The 20,950-nt window shown below is 51.9% G+C and carries 12 protein-coding genes; all 12 read left to right on the forward strand.

Annotated features, from left to right (window positions below; translation table 11 throughout):
* Positions 1–3: 3 nt before the first annotated feature.
* Positions 4–972: a D-allose ABC transporter permease gene (gene alsC, locus ABID13_RS06070; protein WP_007870950.1), complete on the forward strand. Its 969-nt coding sequence runs from the start codon at positions 4–6 to the stop codon at positions 970–972.
* A 14-nt stretch (positions 973–986) separates the two neighbouring features.
* The gene (gene alsE, locus ABID13_RS06075) at positions 987–1,664 is read left to right on the forward strand and encodes a D-allulose 6-phosphate 3-epimerase (RefSeq protein WP_007870952.1); all 678 of its coding nucleotides are present in this window, start codon (positions 987–989) and stop codon (positions 1,662–1,664) included.
* Between the two features lie 12 nt (positions 1,665–1,676).
* Complete coding sequence (gene alsK / locus ABID13_RS06080) at positions 1,677–2,585, forward strand: allose kinase (RefSeq protein ID WP_048930404.1); 909 nt, start codon at positions 1,677–1,679, stop codon at positions 2,583–2,585.
* Positions 2,586–2,688: 103 nt separating this feature from the next.
* On the forward strand, positions 2,689–3,765 hold the full coding sequence (alsB, locus tag ABID13_RS06085) for a D-allose transporter substrate-binding protein (RefSeq protein WP_007870956.1): 1,077 nt from the start codon (positions 2,689–2,691) through the stop codon (positions 3,763–3,765).
* Positions 3,766–3,895: 130 nt separating this feature from the next.
* The gene (gene rpiB, locus ABID13_RS06090) at positions 3,896–4,360 is read left to right on the forward strand and encodes a ribose 5-phosphate isomerase B (protein ID WP_007870960.1); all 465 of its coding nucleotides are present in this window, start codon (positions 3,896–3,898) and stop codon (positions 4,358–4,360) included.
* Entirely contained in the window at positions 4,353–5,327 is a 975-nt protein-coding gene (locus tag ABID13_RS06095; protein WP_048930405.1) for an ROK family protein, read from the forward strand. The genes rpiB and ABID13_RS06095 overlap by 8 nt, the downstream gene beginning before the upstream one ends.
* A gap of 407 nt (positions 5,328–5,734) precedes the next feature.
* Positions 5,735–9,325, forward strand: coding sequence for a response regulator (locus ABID13_RS06100; RefSeq protein ID WP_048930406.1), 3,591 nt, complete (start codon positions 5,735–5,737; stop codon positions 9,323–9,325).
* Between the two features lie 60 nt (positions 9,326–9,385).
* Complete coding sequence (locus ABID13_RS06105; protein WP_048930407.1) at positions 9,386–13,723, forward strand: hybrid sensor histidine kinase/response regulator; 4,338 nt, start codon at positions 9,386–9,388, stop codon at positions 13,721–13,723.
* Positions 13,720–15,840: an ATP-binding protein gene (locus tag ABID13_RS06110; RefSeq protein WP_082173936.1), complete on the forward strand. Its 2,121-nt coding sequence runs from the start codon at positions 13,720–13,722 to the stop codon at positions 15,838–15,840. Before ABID13_RS06105 ends, ABID13_RS06110 begins: the two co-directional genes overlap by 4 nt.
* 9 nt (positions 15,841–15,849) lie before the next feature.
* Complete coding sequence (locus ABID13_RS06115) at positions 15,850–17,733, forward strand: extracellular solute-binding protein (protein WP_048930409.1); 1,884 nt, start codon at positions 15,850–15,852, stop codon at positions 17,731–17,733.
* 89 nt (positions 17,734–17,822) lie between these two features.
* Entirely contained in the window at positions 17,823–19,205 is a 1,383-nt protein-coding gene (locus tag ABID13_RS06120) for a GntR family transcriptional regulator (RefSeq protein ID WP_048930410.1), read from the forward strand.
* 77 nt (positions 19,206–19,282) lie between these two features.
* Positions 19,283–20,929, forward strand: a complete 1,647-nt coding sequence (locus ABID13_RS06125; protein ID WP_048930411.1) for an ATP-binding protein — start codon at positions 19,283–19,285, stop codon at positions 20,927–20,929.
* Positions 20,930–20,950: the final 21 nt, after the last annotated feature.

The raw sequence follows: 20,950 nt of genomic DNA on the forward strand, positions 1-20,950 counted from the left end.
ACCATGAATAATCAGACGGAAATAAAAACAAAACCAAGTTTCGGCGTACTTTGGCAGAAATACGGCACCATAGGCATTTTCCTGCTGCTTCTGGGGGTGCTGACCATTGCAAAACCGTCCAGTATCTTTAACCCGGACAGTATTCCGCAGATCCTCAAACAGAGCGCGGTAAATATCCTTCTGGCCCTGGGTGAATTCTTTGCAATCCTGATCGCGGGCATCGACCTTTCCGTGGGCGCGGTGGCAGGCCTGGTGGGTATGCTCACCGCCATGCTGATGGTAAACGGCATCCCCGTGATACCGGCCCTTATCTTAGGCATCCTGATCGGCATGTTTATCGGCTTCTGCAACGGAATGCTGGTCAATAAGACCGGACTTCATCCCTTTATCATCACGCTGGGCACCCAGTCCATCTTCCAGGGCCTGATGCTTGTGATCTCCAATTCCAGGAATATTTACGGCTTCCCGGCATCCTTTACAAGGACCATGAGCGCCAGTATTCTCTACATACCGGTCCCTGTGATCATTGCGCTGATCGTGGCTGCCTTCTGTGCGTTTTTCACCACCAAATGCAAGGCGGGAAGAAACATCTACGCCCTGGGCGGAAACATGGAAGCGGCCTGGTACTCAGGCGTCAATGTAAACCTTCACCGTCTTCTGGTATTCATGATCTCCGGAACCTGCGCCGGAATCGCAGGCATCGTGCTTCTGGGACGCGTGGGAGCGGCTGCGCCCACGGCAGGTACGGGATATGAGACATACGCCATTGCGGCAACCATCATTGGCGGCACCAGCTTTATGGGCGGCAAGGGCAAGATCCTGGGCGTTGTGATCGGCGGCATGATCATCGGTATTATCAACTACGGCATGACGGCCCTGATGATCCCCAGCAGTTACCAGAAGATCGTAATGGGAGCCTTGATCATCATATCCGTGGCCATTGATCATTTTGTAGCGAAAGCTAAGAAATAAGGAGGAGAACTACAATGAAACCAATGTTTAACCCATCTCTGATGTGCATGGACCTGCTCAATATCAAGGAGCAGCTTCAGATTTTAAATACAAGGGCTGATTTTTACCATGTGGATATTATGGACGGACACTATGTGAAGAATATCACCCTGTCCCCGGATTTCTGCAAAGCCATCCGTCCGGTGTGCCGTATCCCCCTGGACTGCCATTTGATGGTCACAACCCCTGATGATTTTATCGAACCCCTGGCCAAGGCGGGGGCGGGATTCATCTGCCCTCATGCGGAGACCATTAACGCGGATGCGTTCCGTATTGTGAACAAAATCCGCTCCCTGGGGTGCAAGGTGGGTGTTGTGCTGAACCCGGCCACCCCGGTATCCTACATACAGCACTACATCCATCTGCTTGATAAGGTGACGGTGATGACCGTGGACCCCGGCTTTGCAGGACAGCCCTTTATCAGGGAAATGCTGGATAAGATAAACGAACTTAAAGTACTGAAGGAAGAGAAGGGATACAAGTATCTGATCGAGGTGGACGGCTCCTGCAATGAGAAAACCTTTGGGGATCTGGCAAAGGCCGGCACAGAGGTTTTTATCGTAGGCACATCCGGCCTGTTTCATCTGGACCCGGATCTTGCAACAGCATGGGATAAAATGATGGATAACTTTAATAAGGCTGTAAGTCGGTAAGGTGGGAGCAATATGGGACTTGTAATAGGGATTGACATCGGAGGAACCAATTTCCGTCTGGGCTGCGTGGCAAAGGACGGAGTGCTAAGCCATTTTGAAAAAAAATCCAGCGCGTCCATGCTGAAGGAAGGCGCTGTGGAGATCCTGTGCAGGGAGATCAGGGATTACATGGAACGGTACTCTCTGGCAGGAAAGGTGGACGCCATATCCGTGGGAGTGCCGTCCGCTGTCAGCAAGGATAAGAGTTTTGTGTACTCCACCCCCAATTTAAAGGGGCTGGAAAATGTGGACCTGGGCCATCTTCTGGAAAAAGGCCTGGGAATCCGGGTGTTTGTGGACAGGGACGTCAACTATCTGCTCTGCCATGATATTAAGAAATATAATCTGGACCCGGAAGGGGATAAAACCATACTGGGCATGTATCTGGGCACCGGATTCGGCAACGCCATCTATGTAAACGGACGTTTCCACGCTGGCAAGAACGGGGTGTCCGGGGAGCTGGGCCATGTTCCATTCTTCCATCTGAAGGAAATATGCCCCTGCGGCAACGAGGGGTGCGCGGAGCTTCGGTGCTCGGGCGCCCATCTGCAGCGGATCCGCAACCAGTACTACCCGGAGACGGAGATCGGGGATATTTTCACAAAACACGGAAATGAGCCTGCCATCCGTGAGTATGTGGAATACCTGGCCTACCCCATCAGCACGGAGGTGACGATCCTGGACCCGGATTATGTGGTCATGGGGGGAGGCGTCATGATCATGAAGGATTTCCCCATGGAAAATCTGATCCGGCAGGTAAAAAAGAGAACGCGCCATCCCTATCCATCGGAGAACCTGGAATTCATTTTCCCGGAGCACACACAGACCAGCGGTGTGGCAGGCGGCGGACTGGCGGCTTTTGACGCTATGAAGAGACAGTGAAATTCACGTCAGGGAGCGTGGCCGGGCTATCGTTCAGTCTGTGCTTCAGACATGCCCCCGTGGACGGGAAAAATAAAATCAAGATAAAAAAGGAGAGGTAAAAATGAAGAAAAGAATGTTAGCAGCAGCACTTTCAGTGGTAATGGCGGTAAGCCTTTCAGCGTGTACGTCCGGCGGTACGGCCGAGACAACAACAGCTGCGGCAAAAACCGAGGAAGCAGGGACCGAGGCGGCAAAGGACGGGGAGAGCGGGGCAGAATCCACAGAGGAAGCCAAAGAAGCTTCCGCCGGCACCAGCGACAAAAAATACGCGGTTATCTTAAAAACACAGGCCACGGACTTCTGGGTTAAGATGTGGAAGGGCGTTGAGGCGGAGACCGCGGCAAAGGGCGTGAAAGTGGACCTGTACTCCGCGCAGAGCGAGGATGACTTAGAGGGACAGCTCACCATCCTGGAAAGCTGTATCCAGCAGGGATATGACGGAATTGCCATCGCCCCTCTTTCCAGCGTAAATGTGCTTCCGGGCATTGGCGAGGCAACGGAAAAGGGCATTATCATCGTGGATGTGGATGAGAAATTTGACGAGACAGAGCTGGCTAACCAAGGCGGCGCATGCGTTGCGTTTGTTGCAACCGACAATGTGGCCGTGGGCGCCAAGGGCGCACAGTACATTGTGGACACGGCAGGCGAGGGAGCCAAGGTGGCCATCATAGAGGGGAAATCCGGCAACCAGTCCTCCGAGGACAGGACACAGGGCGCAAAGCAGGCATTTACAGACGGTAAGATGGATATCATCAGCAGCCAGGCAGCTGACTGGGACCGCCAGAAGGCCATGGATATCGCGTCCACTCTGATCCAGCAGAACCCGGATCTTAAGGGAATCTACTGCTGTAATGACGGCATGGCACTGGGCGCTGTCCAGGCTGTGATCAATGCCAACAAGCTGGGCGAGATCATGGTAGTGGGAACGGACGGGGATGCAGAAGCGGTTTCATCCATTGCAAACAATGAGCTTAGCGCAACCGTTGCACAGGATCCGGCACAGATCGGAGCAACCAGCCTGGATCTTCTGATCGATGCAGTTGCAAGCGGAACCAAGGGCGAGGTTGGCAAGTTCCCGGAAAAGACCCCGGTTGAGTCTGTTCTGGTAACTGCTGATAACGCAGCTGATTTCCAATAATGATATGAGAGATGGGGGCTGCATCAGACAATGCAGCCCCTGTTTTAATAAAACAGAGTACAATTTTGACGGAACAAAGCATTAATTTGACGGAGCATAGCACGAATTTTACAAATGCAGGAGGCGGAATATGAGAGTTGGATTTGGTAATGACCATGTGGCGGTTGAGCTTAAGAACGTATTGATGGAGCATTTGCGGGAAAAGGGATATGAGTGCATTGATTTTGGACCCTCTGATCCGGCGGATAAGGTGAATTACCCGGAGCCGGGCCGTCTGGTGGCGGAGGCCCTGATGCGGGGTGAGATCCATAAGGGCGTACTGATCTGCGGCACAGGGATCGGCATATCCCTGGCAGCCAACAAGGTGCCGGGCATACGGGCCGCCGTGTGTTCGGAGCCGTATTCTGCAAAGCTTACAGTGGAGCACAACAATGCCAACATCATTGCCATGGGCGCAAGAGTGGTGGGCACAGAACTGGCCAAGATGATCGTGGACGAATTCTTTGCAGCCCGGTTTGAGGGGGGAAGACACGCCATGCGTGTGGACATGATATCTGAAATCGAAGCAAAATACGGGGCAAAATGGCATGAGTAAGCTGATCGGTGTGGAGATAGGAGGTACAAAGCAGCAGATCGCGGTGGGCACGGCGGACGGGACCATCCTGGATGTAAGACAGGTCAAACTGGGCGAAAAGACAAATGCCGCTGATATCCTGGCCTGGATCAGGGAAAATATCTGCCGGATCATGAACGAGTGTGAGGTGGGAGGCATTGGAGTGGGGTTTGGCGGTCCTCTGGAGTCTTGTTCCGGCCGGGTGCTGTGTTCCCTGCAGGTGCCGGGATGGAAGGATTTCAGGCTGAAGGACTGGTTTGAGGAGCATTTTAATGTGCGGTCCGTGATTGTCAACGATACGGTGCTGGGAGGGATCGGGGAACTGATCCTGGGAAATGGAGCCGGGAGCAGCCGGTTTTTCTACACAAATATCGGCACCGGAATCGGCGGAGGACTGTATATCGACCGCAGGTATTATGACGGATCAGGCTACGGCGCCTGCTATCTGGGGAATACATGGGTTCCTGACTGGAGAGGCGCCGTGATGGGAGAGTGCTCCGTACCGGGAGCCGGGACCAGGCTGGAACTGATTTGTTCCGGGAAAAGCATTGAGGAACGGCTGAATATTCCGGGCTATGTCCCTGCCGGGTCTGTCCTTGCAAAAAAGGGCGGAAGGATCACATGCCAGGACCTGGCGGAGGGGGCGGGGAGGAATGACCGGTTCTGCCGTGAAGAACTGGAACGGACCGCTTCCACCTTTTCCATTGGTCTGGCCAATGTGCTGGCCATCGCAGCACCTGACCGGATCGCCATAGGCGGCGGTGTTGCCAAGATGGGAGAACCGCTCTTTTCGCGCATCAGGAATTACACGGATGAATATTCCTTTGTGGCGGACCGGGGACATTATGAGATCGTGGAAAGCAGTCTCATGGACCATGCGGTGCTGGCAGGGGGACTGTTGGTGGCGGGAAGGCCGCAGCTGGCCGGGTGGAAAGGCGAAAAGGAATAGATGAAACTGCTGACACTTGAGGTTTTATACTCAAGTGTTTTTTATATCACAGCAAATAAATACAAATATAGATAGAGTTGCATATCTATGGTTATATTATGATCCGTCACTCGGGTACAAGGGATTAGGAGAAGTAAAAGATAGCTTTTATCAACAGGAATGTTGTCTGATTCAGGCGCTTATGCTATAATAAACAAATATGGACAGAGGTTCAAAGAGGCTGCGCCGCATACAATTTCGCCGGGCCATTCAGGTTCCTGATTATCCTGCCTCTTATCATCAAACAAAGGATATTTTACTCCATAAATGAGTTGAAAATACAAATGATCCGTCATGCCGTTTAAGTCCTGTACAAAACAAATGCAAAAGGCGTTGGCGATTAACCGGATGTGGAAAGGATGGTAGAGATGAAGAGTACAATGACAGCATGGGAGACGCTGCTCGAATTTTGCCGTGCCTGGTTTGAGCATCGCAGCGCTGAGGAGGCCCATGCCTTTTTAGCGGATGAGGTCTGCTTTGTGGGTACGGGAGAGAATGAGTTCGCCAACGGACTGCAGGAAATGCGTGAATATCTGGAACATGACATCCGGGAAATCCCGGAGCCTTTTTCTGTCAATCTCACACTCTATCAGGAGCAGGAACTCAATGACCATGTACGCAACTTGTCTGTTGGGATAACGCTCATCAATACGCAGTACAGCTGGAGACTGAGGGGATTTTTTACCCTGGTCCGGATCAAAGGGCTCTGGCGTTTTTGCACGCTGTGGTTTTCGGAACCCGGAGGCAGCCAGCGGGGGGATGAGCACTATCCACGTGCTCTGGTTATGGAGAACATTGTCCGCCAGCGTCAGGAACTGCTTAACGATTCCCTGCCCGGAGGCATGATGGGCGGGTATCTGGAAGAGGGATTTCCGTTTTATTTTGTTAATAAACGGATGTTGGAGTACCTGGGATATGACTGCGAGGAGGAATTTGTTACCGATATCCACGGCATGGTCTCAAACTGCATCCACCCGGATGACAGGTCCATGGTGGACGGGGAGGTGGTCCGCCAAATGGCCAAAGGCCGTGAATATACGGTGGAATACAGGATGAAGAAACGGGACGGAACCTACATCTGGGTCCATGACCAGGGCCGCGAGACAACAGCGGAGAACGGCAAGCGGGCTATCCTGTCGGTGTGCATTGATATTACAGCGCAAAAAAAGGCCCAGGCTGAAATCATGCACTTGTATAATAATGTACCGGGCGCCGTGTTCCGCTGCCGGTTTGATGACGGCTTTACGGTTGCTGATGCAAACGATGGCCTGTATGAGTTTTTAGGTTATACCAGGGAGGAATTTGCCGCCCTGGGGAACCGGATGTCCTCTGTGGTCTGCCCTGAGGATATGGAGGCCATGAAATGCAAGATCGCGGCGGACACGGGCCGCGAGGGCGCCATACGGGACGAACACCGGTTAGTCTGCAAGAATGGGATCGTAAAATGGGTATCCCTGAAAGCCCAGATGTTCATGGAAGACGGCGAGCAGTATTTTTATGGCGTTTTTGTGGATATTACCGAAGAAAAGCAGGTGCAGGAACGGGTCCGGGAACTTTATGAAAAGGAATTGGCCTATTTTGCTCAGGCAGCCTCGGCAAAGGGGAGCATCCAGGGCCGTGTCAATGTCACGCAGAACAAGGTGGAGAACTACATGGCTGCATCTGATACCGCCATTGCTGCGCTGGGGGATTCCTATGAAAAAACCATAAAAAAGCTGGCAGGTTCCGCTGTGGATCCCGGTTATGGTGAGCATATCCGTACCGTCCTTTGCAGAAAGCAGGCGTTAGCCAGTTTTGCGGCAGGGAAGACGGATTACCACTTTGAATTTCTCCGCAAACGAAATGGCGGTGGAGCCTTTTGGAGCAGCACAAATTTCCGGTTTCATCAGAACATGGAAAGCGGAGATATCATTGCTTTTTTCTATACACTGGATCTTACGGAGCAGAAATTACAGGAGCAGCTGCTCAACCGTGTTACAAATCTGGGGTATGATATTGTAACGGAGATCAATCTTTTGACCGGAGAATACCGGCTGGCGGGCCGGTCCAGTGACTGGGAAATGACGGTTCCCGTCCAGGGTGATTTTGGGGAGGAGGTCAGGCGGATCGCCCAAACCGCTGTTCATGAAGACGGACAGCGGGAGTTTATGGAAAAACTTGATTTTGAATATATGAAGCAGCAGCTTTCACAGCAGGATTCCTATACCTTTATCGTGGAATTGATCCAGGATGGCTGTGCCAGGGTCAAACGGTTCCGGCTGCTCTATATCAGTAAGGAATTGGGGCGGGTATGCATGACCCAGTCCGACCTGACAGATGTGATCCGGCAGGAACAAAGGCAAAAGGATGCGCTAAGTGCGGCTCTGGCAGCCGCAGAACAGGCAAATGCGGCCAAAAGCGATTTTCTTTCACGTATGAGCCATGAGATCCGCACCCCCATGAATGCCATTATCGGAATGAGTGCCATAGCAGCGCAGTCAATCGGGTCCGGGGATCATGAACAGGCAGCGGACTGTATTTCCAAGATCGGCATCGCCTCCCGTTTTCTGCTGTCACTTATCAATGATATCCTGGATATGAGCCGGATCGAGAGCGGCAAAATGCTTCTGAAAAATGAAAAGATCCCTACAGAGGAGTTCCTGGGCGGGATCAATTCCATCTGCTATTCCCAGGCAGCGGCAAAGGGCGTTGAATACGAGTGTATCGCGGACCCTGTGCTGGATGACTATTATATTGGGGATGCCATGAAGCTGCAGCAGGTCCTGCTGAATATCCTGTCCAATGCCATCAAATTCACAGGTGAGAAGGGCAAGGTCACCCTGTCCGCAGAACTTCGCAAAAAAGATAAGAGCGGAGCGGAACTTCGTTTCATTGTCAATGATACCGGGATTGGGATGGGGGATGAGTTCCTTCCCCATCTGTTTGAACCGTTTGCCCAGGAGTCCATGGGTACTACTTCCCTGTATGGAGGGACCGGGCTGGGCCTGTCCATTTCCAAGAATATCGTGGAACTGATGGGCGGAAGGATCACAGTGCGGTCCATCAAAGGAATCGGATCTGAGTTTACCGTGGATGTGCGGCTTGGGATCACCGAGGAGGAAAAGCTTCGTTACAACAAGAAAAAACAGACATATAATTTTTCTAATTTAAAAACCCTGGTGGTGGATGATGACGTGGCCGTATGCGAAAGCGCGGTGTCTACCCTGAGGGAGATCGGCATCACCGCGGAGTGGGTGGACAGCGGACTTAAAGCCATTGAACGCGTCCGCCAACTGTGGGCATCGGGCAGATATTATGATATCATCCTGGTGGATTGGAAGATGCCCGACATCGATGGGATTGAGACAGCCCGGCGCATACGGGAAATTGCGGGGCCGGAGGTCACCATTATCATAATGACAGCCTATGACTGGGTCGCCATTGAACATGAGGCCAGGCGGGCAGGCGTCAATCTGCTGATGAGCAAGCCGATGTTTAAATCCTCACTGATCTCCGCCTTTTCCAAGGCGCTGGGAGAAAAAGAGGAAAACCATCAGGAGGACAAGCCCGCCGTGTTCGACTTTACCGGCTGCCGCCTGTTTCTTGTGGAGGATAACGCCATCAACACAGAAGTGGCTGTTGTCCTTTTGGAACACAGGGGATTTGCCGTGGACACGGCTGAAAACGGACTCCGCGCTATTGAAATGTTCAGCAAGGCGGAGCCGGGCTTTTATGATGCGATCCTGATGGATATCCGGATGCCGCTGATGGATGGTCTCACTGCAGCCACAAACATCCGGCATATGAGTAATGCCGATGCCAGGACCATTCCTATTATTGCCATGACAGCCAATGCGTTTGATGACGATATGGAAAAGAGCAAAGCAGCCGGAATGAACGCACATTTGGCAAAGCCCATCGAACCGGAGCGGCTGTACCAGGTTTTGTATGATTTTATAATGGGCAGAGAGGAGTCATAGGCAAGATCGGAGCTGAAAGATGCCTGAGTTTTTTGTCAAAGTGGAAAGGAGGCGCGCAGCATGATGGGGGAACTCTCCTTATCCGGGACGCCGGAGAACAAATCGAAAGAGGAATGGGCCAACCTGCAGAATGAAGAGCTGAGGGGAATCCTCAGCAGTATTCCCGGCGGGCTGGGCGTGTACCAGTATGACGGGGAACGCATTACGCCGGTCTTTCATAACCCTGCGTTTTATGCCATCATGGGGTATTCACCGGAGCATGCCCGGCAGGTGGAGCGGGAAATGACGTATCTGGGTGTGCACCCGGACGATATTCCAGTGTTAAACGGGCATGTGCAAAAGGCGCTCCGGGATAACGGGCGGCTGGAATACACGTGCCGCCTGTGGAATGATGAGCGCCAGGAGTACCGCTGGCTGCACACCACAGGTGTAGCCAAGCCCTGGAAAAACGGGAAAAAGCTGCTGTACAATATTTATGATGATGTAAGTGAACAGCATCAGCTCAAGGAGGAACTGGTCTCGGCCAATGAGAAAACCCAGAATATCATAAACGCAATCCCTGGCGGCATTGCCATCTACCGGGTCTCGGATATTTTTGAGACAGTATATTTCTCCGAGGGCGTTCCGGCCCTGTCCGGTTACTCAGTGGAAGAGTACAGGGATCTGGTCCAACAGAATGCGGCACTTATGATCTATGAGGAAGATCTGGGACTGGTGGAAGCAAAGGCAAGGGAGATTATTAAAAGCCGCAAAACGGCTGTGATGGAATTTCGCAAAAAACACCGTAACGGCTGCCTGGTGTGGGTCCGGGCCCAAGCCAAGTGGATGGGCGAGGATGGAGGGTATCCGCTGCTTCACTGTGTTTTCCACAATATTTCAGACCTCAAGGACGCGCAGTTTGAGATGGAGCAGCTGTTGAATTCCATTCCCGGCGGGATTGCCAGTTACCGGTTGGAGGAAAATCGTCTGATCCCTGTTTTTTATTCAGACGGAGTACCGGCCATGTCCGGTCACAGCAGAGAGGAGTATGACACCCTGGTGGGTGAAGATCCCCTCTCTGCCGTCTATCCTCTTGACCGGGAAAGGGTAAGGGACTCTGTAACCGCGGCGCTGCTCAGCGGAGAAGTCCTGGATATCTCCTACCGGATGTATCACAGGAATGGAAAACTGATCTGGCTGCATGTGAGAGGCCGGCGCATGGGTCCATTAACCGAAACAGCCAGATTCTATGCGGTGTTTACAGGTATGTCGGAGGAAACCCGCCTGTTCCAGAATATGACCAACGACACCGCGGACGGCATTTACGTGATTGGAAAAGACAATTATGAGCTGTACTATGTAAACGAGTCCGAGGATCTGTTTGCCAAAGACCGTTCCTGTCTGGGACAAAAGTGCTATACTGCGCTTCACGGCAAACGTGAACCATGTGAATTCTGTACGTTGAGAAGCCATAAGCCGGACGGGAAAGAACACGAAATGGTCATAAAAGATACCGGCCAGATCTTTACCACACACTTTCGGGAAATAGACTGGAATGGAATACCGGCCTATGTGAAATATATCCGTGATGCCACAGAGGAGGCTGAGATGCGCAGGGAACGTGACCGTCTGGAACAGTATTTTCAGAACATGCTGAAAAATCTGCCCGGCGGTGTGGCTGTGGTCCGATATGAGGAGGATGGGAGTATGGTCCCTGAGTATATCTCAGAAGGCCTTGCGGCCACCACTGGAATGTCTTTGGAAGAAGCATGGGCGCTCTACCGGAAAGATGCACTGACCGGTGTCCATCCGGACGACCGGGAGCATGCACTGCAGCAGTTGTCCGAGTACCTTGCCAGCGGCAGGAAACGCTGGGAGATCGAATACCGGCTGTTGAATGGTTCCGGGGACTATGTATGGGTCAAGAATACACTGTCCCTCATTCAGCACAGAGGCGGGGAGCGGAGGATCTATTCCGTCTACAGTGATATGACAAAAGAACGGGAGGAAAGGGCCCACGTCCGGCAGCAGTATAACGACCTGATCCTGCAGCATTATCAGAAATCTGATCCCAACGCGCTGGTGCTGGGCCACTGCAACATCACACAAGATTATATTATAGAGATCATAGACCGGACCGGTATGGACCTTAGAAAGACCTTCGGCTCTGTCCGTGAGGAATTTTTCACCGGTCTTTCCACCCTGATCCCAGATAAAAAGGAACAAGAGGGATTCCTGTATATCTACCTGCGCGAACCGGCCCTGGCCGCCTTTGAACGGGGAGAACTGGAACATACAAATGAATACTATGTGGAACTGCCCCATGAGGAGAGCGGCCGGTATATACAATTTGAGATGCACATGGTTTCCACACCTGACAGCGGGGATGTTACCGGAATTTTGACGGTAAGGGATATCACGGAGCAGACGGTTTCTCACCGGATCCTGCATCAGCTTTCGGTTACCGGTTATGATTTTGCAGCCGATCTGGATCTGACACGGGACACCTACAAGATCCTGTCCCTGGACGCCAACGCCCGATTTGTGCCTCCCAAACAGGGAAACCACTCCCAGTGGACAGAATATATGATGGAGAACCGGGTCGTTCCAAAGGACCGCAAGCAATATTGGAACAGTCTGAACCTGGACCAGATGGCCCGGCGCCTGAAACAGGAAGGCGCCTATACATTTTCTTTCTCCCTGATTGATGATGATGGGGATATCAGGACCAAGAACATGACGGTTTCCCCCATTGACCTTCGGCTGGGACGGGTCTGCCTGTCCAGAACAGACATTACAGAGTCTATCCGGGAACAGCAGCGCCTGCTGCGGGTGATCGCCTATACCTGTGAACTGGCAGGTTTCATTGACGTTTCCACAGGCAGTCTTTCCATGTATACCAGACAGATGGTTTTAGAGAACCTTCCGCCCCATACGGCACCGGATTATAACGGAGTATTGGATAATTTGGTAGGTTACTACGAAGCAGCAGCGGACCGCAAGGCCATAAAACGGCAATTTTGCCTGGAAACCCTGATGGATCAGCTGGAGGAAAAACCGGAGGGCTATGATCTTGTTCTGCCTTATCAGTGGAAGAACAGTTTGCGGTACAAACAGGTCAATGTATTGTGGGGAGACCAGAACCACCGGACGGTCTGTCTGGTGCGGTCTGATGTGACGGAAATGCTGGCCGCAGAGCGGGCATCGAAAGCAGAGCTGGAGCGGGCGTTGTCGCTGTCCAGGGAAGCCAGCCGGGCCAAAAGCGACTTTTTGTCAGCAATGAGCCATGACATCCGCACCCCTATGAATGCCATCATGGGAATGACCACCCTGGCAAACGCCAATATAGGCGATCCCGACCGTGTACAAAGCTGCCTGCAGAAGATAGCCACATCTTCCAAGCATCTGCTGAGCCTGATCAATGATATCCTGGACATGAGCAGGATCGAGCAGGCCAAGATCAGACTGAACCGGGAGCGGATCTGCCTGCCCAAACTGGCCGGACAGGTATCGGAGATCATAGAGACTCAGGCGGATGAGGCCGGACTGCGGTATGACGTCCGGATCGGCAGGATACATACCCCGTATTTCTATGGGGACGCCCTGCGCATCAGCCAGATTTTGATCAACATCCTGGGAAACGCGGTAAAGTTCACGCCAACGGGGGGAACCATAGGATTTTCTGTGGAGGAGCTTTCCTCTGCAAAAGGGAAACACCAGGCATGCTATCGCTTTACGGTCAGCGACACCGGGATCGGAATGTCGGGCGAAACCCAGGCGCAGCTGTTTGAACCATTTATCCGAAGCAATGCGGTGTCCAGGGTGGAGGGGTCCGGGTTGGGTCTGAGCATTGTCAAGGGACTGGTGGATCTGATGAATGGGACTATATCCGTACAGAGCGAACTGGGAAAGGGTTCCGTCTTCACGGTAGAGTTGGAAAGCGAAGCCGCACCGGCCCCGGAAGATGAGGGGATTGAAACAGAAAAGTTGGAGGAACCGGCGGGCCGGCCCTTTGCCGGATGCCGATTCCTGGCGGCGGAAGACAATGAGCTCAATGCTGAGATTCTGTGTGAGATCCTTCGGATGTACGGGGCGCGGTCCGAGGTTAAAGGAAACGGGATACAAGTGGTGGATGCATTTTTTGCCGCAGCGCCCGGAACCTATGACGCGATCCTTATGGATATCCAAATGCCGGAGATGAACGGCTATGAGGCGGCCCGGGCCATCCGGTCCGCCGACCGTACCGATGCCGGGACGATCCCGATCATTGCCATGACCGCCAACGCCTTTGAGGAGGATATCAGGGCCGCTATGGAGGCAGGAATGGACGCACATATCGCAAAGCCTGTGGATATAGAAGTACTGAAGACAACATTAGGCAAAACGCTGGCAGGCAGCCGGGAAAGGAATATGACGTGAGGCTAGGAAAAACGAAAAGATTCCCAAATCCATCAAAACACCTGACAGGGATGCTGGCAATGGGCCTGGCCATAGGGGTCCTGGTCACCTTACTGTTGTTTATACGCGCTTACCAGAAATTAAATGCATCCATCCTGAATGAACGGGTGGAGGCAGTGCAGCAGTTAGGGTTTCTTCTCTCCGACAAGGTGGCCATGCTAAAGGACGCTTACGCGGATGAGACCAGGCAGCTGGCTTTCATGCTGGAAAATTCCCAAGTGACCAGCAGGGAGGAGATGCGCCGCATGTTTTCCGGCAGCGGTGATATCCTGCTGGTGACGGCAGCCGGAAATCTTCAGGCAATGGACGGGAGAATGTGGATCATTAAAGATGATGATCTGCGCATCAATGTCTCTCAGGGGACAAATGTGGAGTCTTCCTTTGCAACGATACAGACGCAAGGGGACTTTTGGCTTTTTTCCCTGGGATTAAAAGGCGTAACCCTGGACGGGGAGGAGATCGCGGGCCTTGTTAAGCCGGTGAATGCGCAGGAATACGCCGATATTGCTACCATCCCCCTCTACAATGGGATGGGGGCTTCCTATGTGATAGACAGCGATGGGCGGATCGTGATGCGGCCCAATGCAACGGAGGCCAATGATCTGTTTAATGGGTATAACCTGTACAGTATCATGGCAAAAGAAGGCGTAAGCCTTACGGAGCTGGAGCAGCTGAAAACAGCGGTAGCCCAGGGGCAGTCCTTCCAGTTTGTCACATTCATGCGGGACATGACATGGCTGATCCAAAGCGTCAGCACAGATGCGAATCGCGGGATCATAATCGCAGTTCCCATCTCGGTCACTGCAAAGGACACCTATGGTCAGATGCGAAGCGTTATTTTCCTTATTACCCTAGTGGTGCTGTTCCTGGCCGCCCTGGTGCTTTCCGCCCTGGTGCTGATGATCAAGCGGAACCAGGCGGTAAGCCTGGAGCAGGCAAAAGCCAGGGCGAAAAATGATTTCCTGGACAAGATGTCCCATGATATCCGTACCCCATTAAATGCCATCATAGGAATGCATGAACTGGCCCTGGGTTCCCCGGATGATCCGGGTCTGGTAACAGACTGCCTGAAGAAAGCAAAGATGTCCAGCGAATATCTGGTTTCTGTGATCAATGATGTGCTGGATATGAGCAAGATCGAGAGCGGGAAAATGACTGTCAGCAACCGGCAGTTTAATATGGAGGAGCTGCTGGACCACGTGATGCAGATGGAAGAGAACCCTGCCAGGGAGAAAAGGCTGTCCCTGTTTCTTGACCTGGAAAGCCCCATTGATACGGATTTCATCGGTGACTCGCTGCGCATACGCCAGTGCCTGATCAATCTGGTATCCAATTCAATAAAATTTACACCGGAGAGCGGGGAAATCCATCTGTCCTACCGGGTTGAGCCCATAGATGAAACATACTGCCTGGTCCGGTTTAAGGTACGTGATACCGGTATCGGCATGAGTGAGGACTTCCTTGAGCGGATCTTTACACCCTTTGAGCAGGAGTATTCTTCACTTACCAGTTCCTATGTGGGAAGCGGGCTGGGCCTCTCCATTGTAAACAGCCTGGTATCCCTGATGAATGGAACGATCTTTGTTGAAAGTGATTTGGGGCATGGAAGCTGCTTTACCATTTCACTGCCCTTGCCCATGGCCCCCAAGTCAGCCGCCTCCAGGCCGGTGATGGATGAAGAAGGACTTGTGGAGCAATTAAAGGACAGGAGGGTCCTGGTAGCCGAGGACAACGATATCAACAGAGAAATCATCTCTCTGATGCTGGAAAAATTGGGCCTTGCGGTTGACACCGCGGTCAATGGCCGGGATGTATTGAACAAATTTACGCAGTCTTCTCCGGATTCCTATTCCATGATCCTGATGGACATCCAGATGCCTGTTATGGATGGCCTGGAGGCCGCAAGACAGATACGTGCGTCCGCCCGTCCGGACCGCAGGATCCCCATTGTGGCGCTTTCCGCCAATGCCTTTGACGAGGATACACAGCGCTCGCTGGATGCAGGGATGCAGGCGCATCTGGCAAAGCCCGTGGACATCATTGAGTTAAAACGGATACTCAAACTATATATAAAGTGAGGACAAAGGATGCAAAACAGATGTCTTAGAAAAACAAGAAGAGCAGCAGCCCTGACGGCCGTATTGTTTTTGTTGGGAGGATGCTCCCAACAGGCTCCAACACCCGTATCAGATTCCGGCAGCTATTGGAATCTGACTGCGGACAATGAGATTATCAGCTATGCACCGGTGCAAGCCGGTAAGACGATCATCACTATCGGGAAGTATCAGGCTTTTGATGAAACACCTCTTGAAAATGCCATCGAAGCTGAGTTCCCGGATCTGGACATCATTTTTGTGGAGTCTCTTGGGGGATCGGATCCCATTGCCTATATGGCCTTACAAAGCCGGGCTGATGCCCTTCCGGACCTGATGCTCTCCACCCGGTCGGCACCGGATAATGAGTTTTTATACAACTTGTCGGCAGAGAGTTTTGTCAGCCGGTACAACCTTTCCTCACTGAATGCCATGGACATCGGAGGAAAGCTTTTCCAGATTCCAGCAGCCAATACGGTCATCGGCATTGCTTATAATAAGACCTTGTTTGAACAGAACGGATGGACGGCGCCCGAGTCCCTGGAAGAGTTTTATTCGCTGTGCGACACCATTGCCGCAAACGGGATCCGTCCTTTTGTTCCCTGTCTGAAATACTATACCACCTTAGAGTCCATAGGCCTTGGGCTCAGCTATGACAGTGTCTTCTCTGATTTGGAAAAACAGACCCATTACAATGCCTTTATCAGGCAGGAGGCGTCTTGTGAGGGGCTGATGGAGCCTATGTTTGAAACATTGAGAACACTGTATGAAAAAGGCATCATCACGGAAGCGGATTTTTCCTCCAGTGCCACGGAGGTCCGCCACAGCTTATATGCCGGCGAATACGCCATGATGGCCACAAACCTGGATATCGTTGCCCTTTATCAATCGGAACAGCCGGACTGCGAGATCGACTTCATCGGTTTCCCCACCAATACACCGGGAGAGCGTTGGATGCAGATGGTATCAGGGACAAAACTGTCCGCCTCCAAAAAATCCATGGAGGACACGGGAAAACAGCAGATCCTCCTGGATATTCTGGATTACTTCAGCACGGACCAGGGGCAAAGCGCCCTGTTCCAGTCCTTTTCAGGCGTCAGCAGCCTTACCTCCTATCAGCAGAAGGCTGTTTTTGCTTATGAGGATATTCAGACATGTATCCAATCAGGCCGCATTTTCTTTGCAGATTACTTTGGGTCCAATGATGATATTCCCGTGTTCAGGGATTGGACAATGGGTAAAATGGCCATGGCGGAAATGATAAAGGCGGTTGATGATTTTAAGCCCATTGACGAGTTGAAGCTGTTGGAGGAAGATCCCATTGGGACTGCGAAGGAGGCATTTACCAGACTGGAGACCAGCATCTATATGGCGGATGTAATGCAGCAGCTTACAGGTGCGGAGATTGCCTTAATGCCCAATAATTATTATTACCGCTCCAATTTTGCGGAGATATTTCAGGGGCCCATTGTTTATCCTGAGAGGTTTATCCTTAAGGGGACCGGCGCCAAGGATTACCTGGCTACTTACCAGATCACCGGCGCCGCGCTGCGGGAACTGTTGGAACACCCGGTCATCAATGGAACACAGGTCAATGTTCTATATGCCCCTGCCGGGCTGAAGCTGGAGTACGCACCCTGGGCGGATATGGATGAAAATGTGCGCAGCATTACCTTGGCTGACGGCACTGCTCTTGACAATGACAGGTTGTACACAGTTGCGGCAAGAGCCGGATGTATCGATGAACAATACATCACCGGGCTCGTTAAGGAGTATCCTGAAGCTGGATCCAACCAGGAGATGATGACTGCGGCCATCCGGGCTGCAGGTACGATCAGCCCGGCAAGAGACGGCCGGGTGAGCCTGATCTGGGAATAAACAAATAACCATAAACAAAGATGAATAGAGACAAATATGAGACACGTAAGAACAAGTAAGAGGATGGACGGGAAGGGCGGAAGAAGAATATGGGAACCGATTGTGAACGCTATAAAATTGTATATGAGTGCTATGAGTCAAGGATACTGTTTGGTTTCTATGCCTATGACGACCTGCTGCCTCCTGTCCCCACAATATGTAACTATTTCAGAATGCCCATGGCTACGGTACGTTTTGCACTGGCCCGCTTAGAGGAAGCGGGGTATATCCAAATAACGGACCGGAAGCCGGCAAGGGTTGTCTATAAAGCAAATTTACAAAAATACCGCCGGAACATGGCGGAGTATTTTGTGATGCGCAGGGATGGGATCGCAGATCTTCTTGCATCCGGCGGACTTATGCTGTCCCAGCTTATTGAGTCGGAACTGGGAAAATGGGGTGAGGACAACTGGAACTGCCTGAAGGATGATTTATTCCACCCGCATTCCGGAGGGGTATCCGCCGCTGTCCGGTTTTACGCCCTGGTTTTTGAAGGGACGGGGAATCATCTGCTGCCAAACCTTTACTCGGAGATCATACGGTATCTTGGGTTTCCCTATCTGGCGGAGGATGATGCACCGGAACAGGTGAAGGAGGCTGCTTCCCGGGAGGAGGCTTTGGCCTTGTTTCTAAAAAACTTTCAGGCGGACCGCGATTATGCGGTTGCCAAATTGTATGATTTTATCAACAGGGCCGGAGAAGAATTTTCTTTGACAGAGGCAGAGCAGATCCCGTTTCGTTGGAATGTTTACCGGAACCGGCCTCAGATGAGATATACGGCGGCTTCTTTTATCATACAGGAGATCATCAGCGGGCAATACCCTGTGGGCAGCTATCTGCCCTCCCTTCCCCTTCTGGCGCAGCAGCATGAGGTGGGCATCAATACGGTGCGCAGGGCCCTTGAGATCCTGAACAAGATGGGAGTGACCGAGACCTTTCACGGAAAAGGGACGCTGGCCTGTATGAAACCAGCGGAGATTGATTTTACAGATCCCGACCTGAGTGAGGGGCTTCACCTGTTTATGGAGAGCCTGCAGATGCTGGCCCTGACCATACAGCCTGTCCTGCTCCATGTTCTGGATACATCCGCGCCGGAACAGAGGAAAGCCCATATACAGAAGTATGCATATTTGAGAAAAAAACAGGAGAGTTACCGGGGGATCGATGTGTGTATGCGTTTTATTGAAGAAGTCTGTCCTATGGCCTTTATTCGGGAATGCTACCGGAAAATACGGGAACTTCTGGCCTGGGGATACCCGATTGCCATCCTGCGGGCCAAGGAAGAAGGGCGGAGCATCCATGAAATTTACGCAGGATCAATGGAGAGGATCGAGACTTATTTGGAGAAAGGGGATGATCTGGCTGTTTCAAACGAGTGGAAGCAGGTTCTGGAGGCTGACGTAAAAGCCTATGTCCCCAGATGCTTCCCATAGGCGTCCTGGGACGGGCAGATAATGAGCGCCCGCTGTATGCCGGATTTTGATTCCAATAAACCGTGAAAGGAACACATATGATAAAAGAATTAGAAAACAAGGAGCATCAGCAGGAGAATCTTTTGAGGAGCATCATTAATCTGTTCGTTTATAACAACTGCGATTATTTTATTTATCTGGATGTGAAACAAAACAGCTATACCATGTTCAGCGGCAGCCGGTCGGGCACCCCCCTTCCTCCATCGGAGTGTTTGGATTACTCAACGGAGATTGTCAAATATGCCAATGATTTTGTAGTACCCGGGGACAGGGAGCATGTGATCAGGGAAATGCGGCTGAAGCGTGTCATTGAACAACTGGAACAATATGAAAAGCATGTCATTTACTGCGGTGTTGAGGATCCCATACGCGGCTACACAAGAAAGAAACTGGAGTATCGCTATTATGACCGAGATGAGCAGATGGTCCTTTTATCCAGAACCGACCTGACGGACCTTTATCTGGAGCAGCAGAGGCAGCAAAAGGAATTACAGGAGGCGCTGAAAACAGCGGAAGAAGCCAACAGGGCCAAGAGTCAGTTCTTTTCCAACATGTCCCATGACATCCGTACGCCTATGAATGCCATTGTAGGATTTGCCACCCTTTTGGAGAGGGAGGCATCCAACAAGGAGAGGGTGCAGGAATATACGGAAAAAATCCTTAACTCCAGCAAGCTGCTGTTATCATTGCTCAATGATGTTTTGGACATCAGCCAGATTGAAAGCGGAAAAGCCGTGCTGAATATCTCCATGATCAGTATTTTAGAATTGGTGAATGAACTGGATACCATGATACGTCCCCAGGCACAGGCACGGAAACAGGAGTTCCATGTGCAGATAGAGCCAATGGCACACCGGTATTTCTCAGGAGATAAAATACGCATCACCCAGGTTCTGATGAACATACTAAATAACGCGGTCAAATATACACCGGATGGCAGGCGGATTGACTTTATGGTCAGCAGTTCAATACATCGGGCCGATGATCAGGGGGAGATCTGTTTTGTGGTCAAAGATACCGGCATTGGAATTGCACCGGACTTTGTAAAAGATCTGTACGAACCTTTTTCCAGAGAGTCCAATCCAGTTGTGGACCGAATCCAGGGAACAGGGCTGGGTCTGTCCATAACCAAGGATCTGGTGGAGTTGATGGGCGGCGTGATTCAAGTGGACAGTGAGAAGGGAAAGGGAAGTACATTCACAGTCCGGTTCCGGTCACAGGTCTCCGAAGAAAGCAGCATTTCTCCCAGGACAGAAGGAAGAGAAGGGCAAAAAGCCGCCGCGGCCGGCTATCTGCCCTTGCAGGGAATCCGTGTATTGGCAGCCGAGGACAATGAACTGAATGCCGAGATCCTCTCAGAACTATTGCGCATAGCGGGCGCAGAATGCGAAATTGTCCCCAACGGACAGGCAGCGGTCCGGCGTTTTCAGGAATTACAGCCGGGCGGATGTGACCTGATCCTGATGGATGTCTGCATGCCGGTTATGGACGGATGTGAGGCAGCCTGCAGGATCAGACAGCTGGACTGCGAACAAGCCGGGACCATACCCATCATTGCCATGACCGCCAATGCCTTTACGGAAGATGTCAGGAAGGTATTGGATGCCGGGATGGATGCCCACCTTTCCAAACCTGTGGATGTGGAAAGACTGATCAGTACCATTCGGAAGTATGTGTATTCGTAGGTATTTGCAGCAGCACGCGGA

Origin of the sequence: Enterocloster citroniae (genome assembly GCF_040545455.1) — a bacterium.
Lineage (GTDB): Bacteria > Bacillota > Clostridia > Lachnospirales > Lachnospiraceae > Enterocloster > Enterocloster citroniae.